13 protein-coding genes are annotated in these 14,427 nt (G+C 74.1%); 7 read left to right on the top strand and 6 right to left on the bottom strand.

Features of this window, described 5'->3' with window-relative positions:
• Window positions 1-5: 5 nt before the first annotated feature.
• The 3 genes from ABZW14_RS00235 to ABZW14_RS00245 form a co-directional block, all read right to left on the bottom strand.
• Window positions 6-1,226, bottom strand: coding sequence for a hypothetical protein (locus tag ABZW14_RS00235; protein WP_355337358.1), 1,221 nt, complete (start codon window positions 1,224-1,226; stop codon window positions 6-8).
• Between the two features lie 67 nt (window positions 1,227-1,293).
• On the bottom strand, window positions 1,294-2,952 hold the full coding sequence (locus ABZW14_RS00240) for a GTPase (RefSeq protein WP_355339314.1): 1,659 nt from the start codon (window positions 2,950-2,952) through the stop codon (window positions 1,294-1,296).
• 17 nt (window positions 2,953-2,969) lie between these two features.
• Window positions 2,970-4,811, bottom strand: coding sequence for a GTPase domain-containing protein (locus ABZW14_RS00245; RefSeq protein WP_355337361.1), 1,842 nt, complete (start codon window positions 4,809-4,811; stop codon window positions 2,970-2,972).
• Between the two features lie 208 nt (window positions 4,812-5,019).
• Here ABZW14_RS00245 and dnaK point away from each other — a divergent pair, with 208 nt between their 5' ends.
• The 6 genes from dnaK (at window position 5,020) to ABZW14_RS00275 (ending at window position 10,817) form a co-directional block, all read left to right on the top strand.
• Window positions 5,020-6,891, top strand: a complete 1,872-nt coding sequence (gene dnaK, locus ABZW14_RS00250) for a molecular chaperone DnaK (protein ID WP_355337364.1) — start codon at window positions 5,020-5,022, stop codon at window positions 6,889-6,891.
• Between the two features lie 45 nt (window positions 6,892-6,936).
• Window positions 6,937-7,695 (top strand): nucleotide exchange factor GrpE, encoded by a 759-nt coding sequence (gene grpE, locus ABZW14_RS00255; protein ID WP_355337367.1) that lies wholly within the window; start codon window positions 6,937-6,939, stop codon window positions 7,693-7,695.
• A gap of 76 nt (window positions 7,696-7,771) precedes the next feature.
• Window positions 7,772-8,953, top strand: a complete 1,182-nt coding sequence (gene dnaJ / locus ABZW14_RS00260) for a molecular chaperone DnaJ (RefSeq protein WP_355337370.1) — start codon at window positions 7,772-7,774, stop codon at window positions 8,951-8,953.
• 31 nt (window positions 8,954-8,984) lie between these two features.
• Window positions 8,985-9,425 carry a MerR family transcriptional regulator gene (locus ABZW14_RS00265; protein ID WP_355337373.1) on the top strand — a complete coding sequence of 147 codons (441 nt, stop codon included), beginning with the start codon at window positions 8,985-8,987 and terminating at the stop codon, window positions 9,423-9,425.
• Between the two features lie 117 nt (window positions 9,426-9,542).
• Window positions 9,543-10,466 (top strand): ketopantoate reductase family protein, encoded by a 924-nt coding sequence (locus ABZW14_RS00270; RefSeq protein WP_355337375.1) that lies wholly within the window; start codon window positions 9,543-9,545, stop codon window positions 10,464-10,466.
• A gap of 141 nt (window positions 10,467-10,607) precedes the next feature.
• Window positions 10,608-10,817, top strand: coding sequence for a hypothetical protein (locus tag ABZW14_RS00275; RefSeq protein ID WP_355337378.1), 210 nt, complete (start codon window positions 10,608-10,610; stop codon window positions 10,815-10,817).
• A 94-nt stretch (window positions 10,818-10,911) separates the two neighbouring features.
• Here ABZW14_RS00275 and ABZW14_RS00280 read toward each other — a convergent pair whose 3' ends face one another.
• From ABZW14_RS00280 to ABZW14_RS00290, 3 genes are all read right to left on the bottom strand, one after another.
• Complete coding sequence (locus ABZW14_RS00280; RefSeq protein WP_151465805.1) at window positions 10,912-11,340, bottom strand: hypothetical protein; 429 nt, start codon at window positions 11,338-11,340, stop codon at window positions 10,912-10,914.
• A 170-nt stretch (window positions 11,341-11,510) separates the two neighbouring features.
• A complete protein-coding gene (locus tag ABZW14_RS00285) occupies window positions 11,511-12,719 on the bottom strand; it encodes a cation:proton antiporter (RefSeq protein WP_355337381.1) in 1,209 nt (402 codons plus the stop codon).
• Window positions 12,720-12,726: 7 nt separating this feature from the next.
• Complete coding sequence (locus ABZW14_RS00290; protein ID WP_091264487.1) at window positions 12,727-13,227, bottom strand: cation:proton antiporter regulatory subunit; 501 nt, start codon at window positions 13,225-13,227, stop codon at window positions 12,727-12,729.
• A gap of 32 nt (window positions 13,228-13,259) precedes the next feature.
• Here ABZW14_RS00290 and ABZW14_RS00295 point away from each other — a divergent pair, with 32 nt between their 5' ends.
• Window positions 13,260-14,381, top strand: a complete 1,122-nt coding sequence (locus tag ABZW14_RS00295) for a hypothetical protein (RefSeq protein WP_355337384.1) — start codon at window positions 13,260-13,262, stop codon at window positions 14,379-14,381.
• Window positions 14,382-14,427 lie beyond the last annotated feature (46 nt).

Consider the following 14,427-nt stretch of genomic DNA (forward strand, 5'->3'; position numbering starts at 1 on the left):
GCGGATCAGGCCGGGTCGTCGGTGAGGCGGTGGCGGTTCGCCTCGATCCAGGCGTCCAGCGCCACCGGGTCGTCCGGGTCGACACCGTCCGCCATGAGCTGGGCGACCGCGGCCGTGGCCGGGCTGCGCCGCTCGCCGGTGCTGTAGAGCCGGGCGAACTCGGGAACCATCTCCTCGATCGCCTCGTCCGTGCGGGCGGCCGCCGCCGGCGCGAGCCCCCGCTGGCGGGCCGCGTACGCCGCCCAGCCGCGCAGCACTCGCGGCAGCATGGCCGCGTCGTCCATGTCGAGCACGGCCCGCCGGTGCACCCAGTCGAGCAGGAACAGCTCGGCCACCGTCGGGCTCCACCGCATCGGGTCGGCGTCCGGGAAGCTCGCCGCGTGGTCCAGCAGCAGCCCCAGGCAGAAGTGCAGGGAGGCCAGCTCCCCGTCGGCCACCCGGTCCAGGCCGAAGCGGACCGCCTCCGGCGAGCCCAGGAAGGCGCGCACCAGCCGGGTCCGTGCCTCGTCGGTGAGCGGCGGGAGGTCGGCCGCCGCCGCCGGCGCCGGGGCGGGCAACGCGGCCAGCCGGGCACCCACCAGCGCCCGGTCGGTCGCCAGCGAGCCCTGCGCGGGCAGCTCGCCGAGGTCGTCGGTGATCGCCAGATGCCGGCTCACCTCGATCCGCATCCGGGCCGGGTCCTCGGTGCGGAACCAGGTGAACTCGTCCTGGGTGCAGATCTCCCGGGCCTGCTCGACGATCCGGGCGGCCGGACCGCCCACGAACACGTCCTTGGTGATCCCGATGTTGTGGTCCACCAGGGCCACCAGGGCGTGCTCCGGCCCGCCCTCGACGTCGTCATAGGCGAAGGTGGCCAGGTAGGAGGTCTGGTCGCCGTACACATCGCCGTACGACCAGGCGCCCGTGAGGTGCACCCGGCCGAGCTGGCCGGCCCAGGCCGGCGCGTACGCCCCCGGGCGGACCCGGGTGGCGCCCTCGGCGTCGGGCACCAGGGCGGCGAAGACGGCGCGGATGGTGGTCGCGGCGGCGCTGCGGCGGCGCGAGGTGGCGGTGAGGAAGCCGGCCACGAATTCGCGGACGGCGGTGTCCCGGTCGGTCTCGGCAACGGCGTAGACGCTGCCCAGCAGCGCGGCGCCGAGCATCTCCGCGTCCAGGGCGGAGTCGAGCCTCGTCACGTCGCGAGCGGCGTGCAGCACCGCCTCGTAGGGGGTCTGTGGCGTGGCCATGCGTCGACCCTACGCCGCCCGGCCCGCCCGGACACCGCTCAGCACGCCGGGCTTTCCGTGCCGGCACTCAGCCCCGGGCCGCCTCCCGCAGCGCCTCGCGCGCCTCCGCGTAGCGGGTCAGCACCGCCCAGACCGGGTTCAGGACCTGCTTCTCGCCGACGCTGCCCACCGAGGTGAGCAGCCGCTCCTCGGCCCGGCGGCGGGCGCGCCGCGCCGCCCACCGGATCACCGGCCGGGTCAGCGCCGCGACCAGTAGCCCGGCCAGCAGGCCGCCGAGCAGCAGCACGGTGGGCCAGGGCACCTCGCCGAGTTCCGGGTAGTTCAGGGCGGGCAGGCCGAGGATGCGCAGCGCGTAGCCCAGCACCAGCCAGGCCAGGCCGGCCAGCGCGGCGAGGGTGACCAGCCACTGGAGCGCGCCGATCACCCGCCACCAGGCCGGCCGCCGGTCCATGCCCAGGTCCGTGGCGGCCACCGCGTGGTCCAGCGCGTCCGGCAGGTCGCCCAGCCGGGACCGGGCCGCGGCGGTCACCGCGGCCGGCCAGGGCGCGGGCAGGCCGGCGGCGGAGCGGTCGGCCACCGCGCGGATGGCCAGGTTGAGCGCCGAGCGCTGCGCGGCGGTCGGATCGGGTACGGAGGTGGCCGCGACCAGGCTCTCGGCGGGCGCGTCGGCGCCCCCGCCGGGCAGGTGCAGCCGGCGGAGCGGGTCCGGCCGGAGCTTCCGCCAGCCCCGGAGCAGCGGCCAGCCGGTGCTGCCGACGGCCCGGTGCCGGTACGCCCCCTCGACCGCCTCGGCCACCGTCGGCACCCCGGCCGCCCCGGCCAGCGCCGTGGTGAGCTCCCGTGCCGAGGCGTCACCCGGGCCGGTGCGCGGCGGCTCCGGCCCGACCAGCGGGTCGAGCCCGGCCACCACGGCGTCCACGTCGCCGGCCAACCGGCGCAGTGCGGCCTGCCGCTCGGCGACCGTGCGCTCCAGCTCGGCGCGGAGCCCGTCCAGCCCGGCCGGGTCCACCGCCACCGTGGGCAGCAGCGGCACCCCCTCCAGCCCGTCGGCGTCGAGCAGCCGGCGCAGGTCGCCGAGGACCCGGGGCAGCTCGGCCGGGGGCAGCCGGTCGGCCTGGTTGAGCACCACCACGGTCACGTCCTTGTGCCGGTGGAACTCGCGCAGGTAGCTCGTGTGGATCACGCGGTCGGCGTACTTCTGCGGGTCGACCACCCAGACCACCAGGTCGACCAGGCCGAGCAGCCGGTCCACCTCCAGCCGGTGGGTCCGCTGCACCGAGTCGAAGTCGGGCAGGTCCAGCAGGACCAGGCCGTGCAGGGCCGACTCGTCGTCGCCGTCCAGCGGGCTCTCCCGGACGAACCGGTGCCGGGGCAGCACCCCGATCCAGTCGAGCAGCCGGGACGCGCCGTCGAGCTGCCCCCAGACGCAGGCGTGCGCCACCCCGGTGGTCGGCCGGCGGACGCCGACCGGGGAGAGGTCCAGCCGGGCCAGGGCGTTGAACAGGCTCGACTTGCCGCTGCCCGTCGCACCGGCGAGCGCGACCACGGTGTGGTGGCCGGACAGGGCGAGCCGGGTGCCGGCCCGCTCCACCACGGTGTGCGCGGCCACCAGCTGGGCGTCGGGCACCTGGCCGCCGACGGCGCCGAGGAAACGCTGCACCGCCTGGAGGCGCGCGATCAGGACGTCGGGGTCGACCCGCTGCCCGCCGCGGAACGCCTCCCGCATCCGGCCGACGATGTTGCTCACGCGCGCCCGCCCTCGCCGGCGGCGGGCAACACCGGCCCGGGCGGGCCGGACAGGCCGGCGCGGTGCCGGGCCTTCTCCACCTCGCCGGCCGCCCGGCGCAGCGCCGCGCCGGTCTCGGCGGCCGGGCGTGCGTCGGCGGTGCGGGCGAGGAACCGGTCGGCCTCCTCGGTCAGCAGCGCGCCGATCCGCTCCAGCAGGTCCACCCGCGCCTTGCTGGCCAGGTTGCGGACCGCCTGGTCACCGAAGATCGCCTGGAGCACGGCCTGGGCGGCGACCGTCGTGCCGGCGCCGGTGGCGACCTCCAGGCCGGTCGGGATGAAGGCGGTGGCCGCGAAGACCGCGATCATGACGGCCAGGCCGGTGGCGTTGACCGCGTACGCGGCGGTGCGGGCCACGAAGCGGCGATCGCCGCCCTCGGCCCGGACCAGCTCCAGCACCCCGCGCTGCCAGTCGCGGACCAGCCGCTCGGCGCGCTCGGGGAGATCGGCCGACGCGTGCGCCAGCTCCGGTTCGAGCAGCGCCGCCCCGGCCGGGTGCGCCTTCCACCCGGTGTACGCGTTCTCCGCCGCCTCGGCGGCCACCCCGCGCAGCAGCGTGACCAGTTGGGACTCGATGGCGTTCCGCAGCTCGGCGGCCGGGGCCGGACGGCCGGTGACCGCCGCAACCAGCCGGTCCCGCAGCCGGCCGATCCGCGCCTCCAGGGTGCGGAAGAACTCGCCGGTGCCGACGAACTCCTGCCAGCGGGCCAGCACCTCGCCGCGGAGCAGCCGGCCGTCCTTGAGCCCCTGGTCGACGACCCGCTCCGCCCCCCGGTACGCCGCCCGGACCCGCTCGTCCAGCGCGTCGGCGGCCGCGACCTGCTCGTCGGCGGCGTCGGCCAGCGCGTCCACGGTCGGGTGCAGGGCGGCCAGCGCGCCGTCGAGGGTCTGCCGGACCACCGCCGAGCGGGCCTCGGCGTCGGCGGCGAGCCGGGCGAACCAGGTGGCCAGCGGCGCGGTGACCTTGTCGGGGAGCAGCCCCTGCCCGTCCACCCAGGTCTCGGGCAGGACGAACAACGGCGCGGCGCCCAGGTCCTGCGCGGCGAGCATCTCGGACAGGTGGGCGGCGATCTCGTCGGCCGCCTCCGGGGGCACCCGGTCGAGGACCATGGCCACGGCCGTGCCGCGGGCCCGGGCGCTGCGCAGCAGTTCCCACGGGACGGCGTCGGCGTAGCGGGCGGCGGTGGTGACGAAGAGCCAGAGGTCGGCGGCGGCCAGCAGCTGCCCGGCGAGTGCCCGGTTGGCGTCGACCACCGAGTCGATGTCGGGCGCGTCGAGGAAGGCCAGCCCGGCCGGGAGCGCGGGGGCGGTGACCAGCTGGAGGGTGCCCGGGTTCTCACTGGGCTCGGTGGTGCGGGTCAGGCCGGGCAGCAGGTCGCCCTGGCGGAACCAGGCCGCGTCGGCCGGGTTGCAGACCAGCACCGGAGACCGGGTGGTCGGGCGGAGCACCCCCGCGGCGCTGACCCGGGCCTGGACAAGGCTGTTGACCAGCGTCGACTTGCCGGCGCCGGTCGAGCCGCCGACCACCACGAGCAGCGGGGCGTCGAGGCGGGCGAGCCGGGGCAGCAGATAGTCGTCGAGCTGGTCGGTGAGGCCGGTGGCGGTGCGCCGGGCCGGCTCGGCCGAGGGCAGGGCGAGCGGGAACCGGGCCGCCCCGATCGCGGCCCGCAGGCCGGTGAGCGCGGCGGGCAGACCGTCCGCGGCGTCGGCCGGCAGATCCCGACCGGCGTCGTCGGGTCCGGTGCGGGCTGCGACGGCGGGCGCGCCGGCATGGGTGGCGGGATCGCCGTGCGTCGTCACCGCTAAAGCGTGCCCGACCGACGCAAGGTAAGACAACCGGACGGTAATAACGGTCAGGTTGCGTCGGGTCGGCTCAACCTCGACTTGCGGATTGGCCGGCGCGTGGCACTATTGAGTCGAGTTCACTCAACTTGTGGTGCGGTCGCTGCGGGCGACCCGCCGGGCAGGCCCGTTGACCTGCTCACCGTTACGAAGCGAGGAAGCGAACATGGCACGTGCGGTCGGCATCGACCTCGGCACGACGAACTCCTGCGTCAGCGTTCTCGAGGGCGGTGAGCCCACCGTCATCGCCAATGCGGAGGGCTCGCGGACGACTCCCTCGATCGTCGCGTTCGCCCGCAACGGCGAGGTGCTCGTCGGTGAGGTCGCCAAGCGCCAGGCGGTGACCAACCCGGACCGGACCATCCGCTCGGTCAAGCGGGAGATCGGCACCAACTGGACCGTCGACATCGACGGCAAGAAGTACACCCCGCAGGAGATCTCGGCCCGCACGCTGATGAAGCTCAAGCGGGACGCCGAGGCGTACCTGGGTGAGCAGATCACCGACGCGGTGATCACCGTGCCGGCCTACTTCAACGACGGCCAGCGGCAGGCCACCAAGGAGGCCGGTGAGATCGCCGGCTTCAACGTGCTGCGGATCGTGAACGAGCCGACCGCGGCCGCGCTGGCGTACGGGCTCGACAAGGGCTCCAAGGAGCAGACCGTCCTGGTCTTCGACCTGGGTGGCGGCACCTTCGACGTCTCGCTGCTGGAGCTGGCCGAGGGCGTCATCGAGGTCAAGTCCACCAGCGGCGACAACCACCTCGGTGGTGACGACTGGGACCAGCGCATCATCGACCACCTGGTGAAGACCTTCCGCGGCGAGCACGGCATCGACCTGTCCCAGGACAAGATGGCCATGCAGCGGCTCAAGGAGGCGGCCGAGAAGGCCAAGATCGAGCTGTCCGCCGCCACCACCAGCAACATCAACCTGCCGTACATCACCGCCGGCTCGGCCGGCCCGCTGCACCTCGACGTGACCCTGAGCCGCGCCGAGTTCCAGCGCATGACGCAGGACCTGCTGGACCGCTGCAAGGGCCCGTTCGAGCAGGCCGTCAAGGACGCCGGGATCAAGATCTCCGACGTCGACCACGTCATCCTGGTCGGCGGCTCGACCCGGATGCCGGCCGTGACCGACCTGGTCAAGCAGCTCACGGGCCGCGACCCGAACAAGGGCGTCAACCCGGACGAGGTCGTCGCCGTCGGCGCCGCCCTCCAGGCCGGTGTGCTCAAGGGTGAGGTCAAGGACGTCCTGCTGCTCGACGTGACCCCGCTGAGCCTGGGCATCGAGACCAAGGGCGGGATCTTCACCAAGCTCATCGAGCGCAACACCACCATCCCCACCAAGCGCTCCGAGGTTTTCACCACGGCCGACGACAACCAGCCGTCGGTGCTCATCCAGGTGTTCCAGGGCGAGCGGGAGATCGCGGCCTACAACAAGAAGCTCGGCACCTTCGAGCTGACCGGCCTCCCGCCGGCGCCCCGCGGCGTGCCGCAGATCGAGGTCACGTTCGACATCGACGCCAACGGCATCGTCAACGTGCACGCCAAGGACCTGGGCACCGGCAAGGAACAGAAGATGACGATTACCGGCGGCTCGTCGCTGCCGAAGGACGACATCGAGCGGATGCGCCGGGACGCCGAGGAGCACGCCGACGAGGACAAGCGGCGCCGCGACGAGGCGGAAACCCGCAACGTGGCCGAGGCGCTCCAGTGGCAGACCGAGAAGTTCCTCGCCGAGAGCGGTGACAAGCTGCCGGGCGAGAACCGTGACCAGCTCAACGAGGCGCTCGGTGAGCTGCGCAGCGCCCTCGGCGGCCAGGACATCGACAAGATCAAGGCCGCGCACGAGAAGCTGGCGCAGGTCTCCCAGCAGGCCGGTTCGCTGCTCTACTCGCAGCAGCAGGGCGAGCAGGCGGCCCCGGGCGCGGCCGGGCCGGGCGCGGGCGCAGGTGCGGGTGCGGGTGCGCCCGGTGGCGCCCAGGCAGGCGGTCCCGACGACGTGGTCGACGCGGAGATCGTGGACGAGGACAAGAAGTGACGTTCGGTCCCGGACACGTTTCTCGCAGAGGGATGAGGTAGCCGCATGACGCAGAAGCCACGAGCCGCCGACCCGGGTTCCACCGGGTCGGCGCCGGGTGGCTCCGCGACCGCCGGGCGGGATGCCGGCGAGGAGCCGCGGGTCGTCATCCGTGACAAGCGCAAGATCGGCAAGACCACCGAGCAGACGGTGACCGACACCTCGGCCGCCGACGCCGCGGCCGACGCACCCGCCGAAGGGCTGGTCGAGGAGGCCGAGGTCGTGGTCGACGAGATGGAGGGCGAGGCCGACGTCCCAGTCGCCGGCCCGCCGGTGGTGGACGCCCCGGCCCGGCCGAGTGAGGAGGCCGCCCCGGCCAACGCCCCGCTCGGCGCCGAGCTGGAGTCGCTCCGGGCCGAGCTGGACGAGCGGACCCGCGACGTCCAGCGGGTGTCGGCGGAGTACGCCAACTACCGCAAGCGGGTCGACCGGGACCGCGGCCTGGTCCAGGAGCAGGCGACCGGCACGGTGCTGACCGCACTGCTGCCGATCCTCGACGACCTGGACCGGGCCCGCGAGCACGGCGACCTGGTGGGCCCGTTCGGCAGCGTGGCCGAGCAGCTCACCACCGCGCTGACGAAGTTCGGCCTGACCGCGTTCGGCGAGCAGGGTGACCCGTTCGACCCGACCCGGCACGAGGCGGTGGCACACCAGACCTCCGCCGACGTGACCGAGCCGACCTGCGTGCAGGTCATGCGCCGGGGTTACCAGCTCGGCGAACGGCTGCTGCGGCCCGCCCTGGTCGCGGTCGCCGAGCCCGAGTAGTGCCGACCCGTGACGTCCCGCCCGCCCACGCCGGGCGGGCGGGACGACCGGGGTACCCGTGGAAGGGGGTGGACCGGTGAGTTCCAAGGACTGGATCGAGAAGGACTACTACGCCGCGCTGGGCGTGGAGAAGTCCGCCTCCTCGGACGAGATCAAGAAGTCGTACCGGAAGCTGGCTCGGGAGTCGCACCCGGACCACAACCCCGGTGACCCGAAGGCCGAGGAGCGGTTCAAGGCCGTCTCCGAGGCGTACGCCGTGCTCGGCGACGAGAAGAAGCGCCGCGAGTACGACGAGATGCGGTCGCTCTTCGGCTCCGGCGCCTTCCGGCGCAACGCCCGCGGGGCGGGCCAGCCGGGCGGCATGCCGTTCGACGTCTCCGACCTGTTCGGCGGGGCGGGCGGCGGCGAGGCCCGGTTCGGTGGCGGCGGGCTGGGCGACCTGTTCAGCTCGATCTTCACGGGCGGGGGCGCCGGCGGCGCGGCCCGTCCGCGCGGTCCGGCCCGGGGCCGGGACGTCGAGACCGAGGTGGCACTGGACTTCCCCGACGCGGTGCGCGGCGTGACCCTACCGTTGACGTTGCGCGCCCCCGGGGTCTGCGAGACCTGCCACGGCAACGGGGCGAAGCCCGGCACCCAGCCGGTCGCCTGCCCGGTCTGCCACGGCGCCGGGGTGACCACCCGCAACCAGGGGTCGTTCAGCTTCTCCGAGCCGTGCCGCAACTGCCAGGGCGTGGGCACGATCGTCGAGGAGAAGTGCCCGGAGTGCCACGGCACCGGCGGGGTCACCAAGACCCGCACGCTGAACGTGCGCTTCCCGGCCGGGGTGGCCGACGGCCAACGCATCCGGCTGGCCGGGCGGGGCGAGCCCGGTGAGCGCGGCGGCCCGGCGGGCGACCTGTTCGTGCACGTCAAGGTCCGCCCGGACGAGCTGTTCGGGCGCACCGGGGACGACCTGACCCTGACCGTGCCGATCACGTTCGCGGAGGCGGTGCTCGGCATCGACCTGCGGGTGCCGACCCTGGACGGCACGGTGACCCTGCGGGTGCCGCCGGGCACGCCGAGCGGCCGCGTGCTGCGCGCCCGGGGCAAGGGCGTCGTACGCCGGGACGGCCGCGCCGGTGACCTGCTGGTCACCCTCGACGTGGTGGTTCCCGCGAAGCTTTCGGACGAGGCACGGGCGGCGCTGGAGACGTTCGCGGAGCAGACCCCGCCGGCCGCGCGGGAACATCTCGACGCGCGGGTGCGTCGATTCAGTTGACCGGGTGACGAGGCAGCGGAGGTGAGCGGGGATGGGGCAGGAGTTCGTCGGCTCGGGTGACCCTGCCTACGAGGCCAAGGTCCTGATGATCTCGGTGGCGGCGCGGATGGCGGGGATGCACCCGCAGACCCTGCGCCAGTACGACCGGTTGGGCCTGGTGCAGGCCGGCCGGGCGGCCGGGGGTGGCCGCCGGTACAGCGTCCGGGACGTGGTGCTGCTCCGCGAGGTGCAGCGGCTCAGCCAGGACGACGGAATCAACCTGGCCGGGGTCAAGCGGATCATCAACCTGGAACGGCTGCTGGAGGAGGCCCAGCAGCGGGTGGCCCGGCTGGAGGCGGAGCTGGACGCCGCGTACCGCCGGATCGCCGAGCTGGAGTCGCTGGGCGGCTTCTCCCGCGGCGACCTCGTCCCCACGAACCGCACCTCCACCGCGCTCGTCGTCTGGCGCCCCCGCCGCACCTCGGAGCGCTGACCCCGACACGCCACAGGCCGGCGCGCGCCCACCCCGGGCCGCGCCGGCCTTCCCATGATCCAGTCCCTGACCGGCTGCTGTCCGAGGTGTGTACGTGGATCAGTAACGTCTCGGCGCATGAGGATTCTTGTCGTCGGGGCGGGCGCGACCGGAGGCTACTTCGGCGCCCAGCTCCAGCAGGCCGGCCGGGACGTCACCTTTCTCGTCCGGCCCGGGCGCGCCGGCGTGCTCCGCGAGCGCGGGCTGCGGATCACCGGCCTGGGGACCGAGACCGTGCTCACGCCACGGCTGCTGACCGCCGCCGGGATCGACGGGCACTACGACGTCGTGCTCGTCTCGGTGAAGGCCACCGCGCTGCCGGCGGCGATGGACGACGTCGCCGCCGCGGTCGGCCCGCATAGCACGGTGATCCCGTTCCTGAACGGGATGGCGCACATGGACGCGCTCAACGAGCGGTTCGGCGGGGACGCCGTGCTCGGCGGCGTGGTCCGCGTACTCACCACCCTCGACGCCGAGGGTGACATCGTCCGGCTGGGCACCCTCGCCGACATCGTCGTCGGCGAACAGCAGGGCGGCACGTCGCAGCGTGTCGACCAGATCACCGCGGCGCTGTCCGGTGCGGGGTTCGACTTCTCCGTCTCGCCGGACATCCGCCGGGCCATGTGGCACAAGTGGGTCTTCATCAGCACCCTCGGCGCCCTCAACACCCTGGTGCGCGGTTCCGTGGGCGACGCGACGGCGACCTCCGGTGGCGACCGCCTCGGCCCGCAGATCGCCGCCGAGGCCGCGGCCGTCGCGGCGGCGGCCGGGTATCCGGTGCCGCAGCAGACCCTCGACGGCGTGCAGGCCTTCGTGACGCGGCCCGGCTCGGCCGACACCGCCTCGCTCTACCGGGACCTGGTCGCCGGGCAGCCGACCGAGGTCGAGCAGATCTTCGGCGACCTCACGGCGCGGGCCCGCGCGCTCGGCGTACCCACCCCTCTGCTGGACGCCACGACGGTGGCCCTGCGCGTGCACGAACAGCGCCTCACCGGCGGATAGTGCGGCCGCGAGAGTGCGGCGTGGGCTTCGTCCGTCCGCCCGGTGGTTCGGGGAAACCCGGGTGCCGGGCGAGGACGATCCGCTAACGTCTGAACCAGGCCCAACCAACTCAATCCGGACTCCGAACTGGCAGGGGGAGCCATGGCGGAATCGGCGAAGACGGTGGCGGAACGGGCAGAGGAACGGCTGGAGCAGGTGGCCGAGAACGTCCGGGAGCGGTTCGATCGGATCACCAAGGGTGGCTTCACCGACAAGATCAGGGAAGGGCGCTTCGCCGACCAGGTGGACCACGGTGTCGACCGCGCCAGGGACGACGAGCGACGCAGGAAGCAGGGCGGATCGACAGGCTGACCGATCCGCCGACGTGCGGGCCGGGACCCACGGGGGGTCCCGGCCCGTTCGCCGTCCCAGGGCGGGGCCACACCCCCACCGAAAGAGCAGGAGATCAGAGCCGCCGGTTCTCCCGCACCAGCCCGCCTTCGCACCAGTCCCGGTAGACGAAGAGGTCCGGGCGGGCGAGCAGCACCCGGCTGTTGTGCGCCCAGTTGCGCATCAGCTCGTCGCCGGCCCGCTCGGCCTGCTCGACGAGCTTGCGGAAGCGGCGCTTCGGGTGGGCCCGGAAGTTCGTCCGGATGCCGTCGGCCGCGTAGATGTAGAGGCAGTGCAGGGCGAACCGGCGGGCCGGGCAGGCCGGGTCCATGGCCAGGTCGAAGAGCGTCTGCACCAGGTGGTCCCCGGCGACGAGCAGGTCCCAGTCCGGCGGCATCGAGGTGAGCGGGACCGAGTCCGGCTGGTAGGCCCAGGACCGCAGCTCGGCGGGCGAGGGGTCGACGGGATTGGCGAAGCCGTGGAACGTCTCTTCCTGCACGCTCACCGGCCGACCTTCCGCTTCCGCTGGCGGGGGCACCGGCCACCCGCGGACCCTGGCTGCTGGGCCGAAACGTTAACGCGGCTTCGCAGGGCGGCGGTAGACCTTCCCGGAATCAATTCGGCAACCGTTGGCCGGGCCGGGTCGACCGTACGGCCGACCCGGCCCGGCCGAGGTCAGTCGGCCACTCCCGCCGGCACCGGCCGCCGGGCGGCGCTGCGCCGGCGCAGCCAGAGCTTGAACCAGGGCAGGTCGGGCAGGCGGGCCAGAATCGGCCCGGTCACCACGGTGATGAGCACGTACGCGGTGGCGAGCGCCGCCAGCCGGGGCTCGACCGGGTACGCGGCGGCGACGGCCAGGCCCGCGATGACGATGGAGAACTCGCCGCGCGGGGTGAGTGCGAAGCCGGCCCGCCAGCGACCGGGCTCGCCGATCCCGGCCCGGCGGGCGGCCAGCCACCCGGTGGCCAGCTTCGTCCCCATGGTCACCACGGCCAGCAGCAGCGCCGGCAGCAGCACCGGCGGCATGTCCAGCGGCTTGGTGACCAGGCCGAAGAAGACGAAGAAGACCGCGGCGAAGAGATCCCGCAGCGGCGACAGCAGTTCGGTGGCGTGGTGCGCCACCGGCCCGGACAGGGCGATGCCGACCAGGAAGGCGCCGACCGCGGCGGAGACCTGGAGCTTGGCCGCGACCCCGGCGACCAGGAGGGTCAGGCCGAGGACCCCGAGCAGGAGCGCCTCGGGGTCCTTCGCGGAGAGCGCGGCGGAGATCAGGTGGCCGTACCGGATCGCGACGGCCAGCACGAGGATCACGGTGAGCACCGCGACGGCGAGCGCGATGCCGCCCTTGACCAGGCCGACCCCGGCGAGCAGCGCGGTGACCAGCGGCAGGTAGAGGGCCATCGCCAGGTCCTCGATCACGAGGACGGAGAGGATCACCGGGGTCTCCCGGTTACCGACCCGGCCGAGGTCGCCGAGGACCTTCGCGATCACCCCGGAGGAGGAGACCCAGGTGACGCCGGCGAGCACCACGGCGGCCACCCAGCCCCAGCCGAGCAGCAGGGCGAAGGCGAAGCCGGGCAGCGCGTTGAGTGCCGCGTCGATCAGGCCGGCCGGTGCGGCCGAGCGGAGGTTGCCCACCAGTTCGTTGGCGCTGTATTCCAGGCCGAGCATGACGAGCAGCAGGATGACGCCGATCTCCGCGCCGACGGCGAAGAACTCCTCGCTGGCGTTGAGCGGCAGCAGGCCGCCGTGGCCGAAGGCGAGGCCGGCGAGCAGGTAGAGGGGGATGGGTGAGACACCGAAGCGGCGGCTGAGGCGGCCGAGCAGGCCGAGCAGGAGCAGCAGCGCGCCGACCTCGACGAGCAGCGTTGTGGTTTCGTGCATCCGCGCCTCAGCCGTCCGGGTCTGCTTCGGCGAGGATCGCGGTCACCCCGTCGAGCCCTTGCCGGGTGCCGACCACGACCACCACGTCACCGGCCTGGAACCGGAAGGTGGGATCGGGCGAGACGATCACCTCGCCCTGACGCAGCACCGCCACGATGGAGGCGCTGGTGCGGGTGCGTGCCTTGGTGTCACCGAGCGGCCGGCCGACGTAACGGGAGCCGGCCGGGATGGCGATCTGCTCGGTGAGCAGCCCGGCGGCCTGGTCGCGCAGCCCGGCGAGCTGGCCGAGCATCAGCGACGCGCCGAGGATGTCGGCCAGCGCCTCCGCCTCGTCGTCGGTCAGCGGTATGTCGTGCTGACAGGAGTCGGGATCGTCCGGGTCGTACAGGACCAGGTCGCGGCGGCCATTGCGGTGGGAGACCACGCCGAGGCGGCGCCCGGATTCCGTCATCAAATCGTGACGGACGCCGATCCCCGGTAGGGCAGTCTGTTCGACACGTACTCGCACCCGCGCAAGGCTACCGTGCGGAGGAGGCCCCCATGATCGGGCGCCGATTGCTCCCGGGTATCGGTCTGCTGCTGGTGGCGGCCCTCGCCGCCTGCTCGATCGGCGACGTCCGCCGGAACCCGCCGGACCGGTCGTCCGCGTCCCCGCGGCCGGCGCCGACCGCGACCGTGCCGGTGCCGTCGCGGGCCGTCGGCTTCGACGAGGTACGCCACGTCCGGGTCGCCGTCGACCGCCGGTACGACCGCCCGTTCGTGGAGTTCGTCGACGCCGACCACGGGTACGCCCTCTTTGTCGCCGCCTGCGACGACCCGCCGTCCGGCCGCGGCTGCCCCGGCGCGCTGCTGTACGCGACCGCCGACGGTGGCCGCACCTGGCGTGCCCTGCCGCACCCTCGTCCGCTGGCGGCGGGCCAGCAGCTCTACGCCGTGCCGGGGGCGCTGGTGCTGCTGGCCGAGCCATACGGCTGGTACATCTCGACCGACGGCGGGGCCACCTTCGTCCACAGCGCCGGGGCGGAGCCGGCGGCCCTGGTGGCCGCGCGGGGCCGCTTCCAGGTGGTCGAGCGGCTCGGCGCCGTGGGCGAGTGGGACGGCGCGACCCTGCGCCCGTTGCCCGCCCAGCCGGCCGTACCCGGGCTCAACACGGTGGGCCACTCCGGCGACCTCGTGGTGGCGGCCGGCGCGCGGGACGGCCGCCCCTATGCGGCGCTGTCCCGGGACGCGGGCCGGCACTGGGAGTCGACGCCGCTGTCCTGGCGGGGCGACGAGGTGGGGGTGCTACGCGTGGTGATCGCCCCGGACGGCGGCGTGTGGCTGGTCGGGGAGCGCCCGGACCGGACGGGCTTCCCCCCGCTGTGGCGGCTGGTGGCCGGTCTGGAGTGGGCCCTGGTCCGGGCTGTCGGGCATCCCGCGCAGGCCCGTTCGGTGGCGCCGCTCGGTGCCGAGCTGGTGGCGGTGACCAGCCCGGACGGGGTGGGCGTGGTGGCCGGCGGCCGCTACTACCGGGTGGACTGGCCGCTCAACGGCGAGCACTACCTCACCGTTCTGGCCGACGGCACGATCGCCGCCCGTGGCCCGGACGACCTGGTGCTCGGCACGGGCTGGACCGCCAACCGCCGCTGGGTGAGGGTGGTGCTGGACCGACAAGCGGAGTGACGGGTGTCACACACCCGGAGTTGAGCGGAATAGACTCAACTCTGGT

The organism is Micromonospora sp. NPDC004551, assembly GCF_040609975.1.
Classification (GTDB): domain Bacteria; phylum Actinomycetota; class Actinomycetes; order Mycobacteriales; family Micromonosporaceae; genus Micromonospora.

Excerpts from the sequence above, each read along its gene's own strand:
- ABZW14_RS00235 (WP_355337358.1), bottom strand. The coding sequence starts at position 1,226 with ATGGCCACGCCACAGACCCCCTACGAGGCGGTGCTGCACGCCGCTCGC.
- ABZW14_RS00240 (WP_355339314.1), bottom strand. The coding sequence starts at position 2,952 with ATGCGGGAGGCGTTCCGCGGCGGGCAGCGGGTCGACCCCGACGTCCTG.
- dnaK (WP_355337364.1), top strand. The coding sequence starts at position 5,020 with ATGGCACGTGCGGTCGGCATCGACCTCGGCACGACGAACTCCTGCGTC.
- grpE (WP_355337367.1), top strand. The coding sequence starts at position 6,937 with ATGACGCAGAAGCCACGAGCCGCCGACCCGGGTTCCACCGGGTCGGCG.
- ABZW14_RS00265 (WP_355337373.1), top strand. The coding sequence starts at position 8,985 with ATGGGGCAGGAGTTCGTCGGCTCGGGTGACCCTGCCTACGAGGCCAAG.
- ABZW14_RS00270 (WP_355337375.1), top strand. The coding sequence starts at position 9,543 with ATGAGGATTCTTGTCGTCGGGGCGGGCGCGACCGGAGGCTACTTCGGC.
- ABZW14_RS00275 (WP_355337378.1), top strand. The coding sequence starts at position 10,608 with ATGGCGGAATCGGCGAAGACGGTGGCGGAACGGGCAGAGGAACGGCTG.
- ABZW14_RS00285 (WP_355337381.1), bottom strand. The coding sequence starts at position 12,719 with ATGCACGAAACCACAACGCTGCTCGTCGAGGTCGGCGCGCTGCTGCTC.
- ABZW14_RS00295 (WP_355337384.1), top strand. The coding sequence starts at position 13,260 with ATGATCGGGCGCCGATTGCTCCCGGGTATCGGTCTGCTGCTGGTGGCG.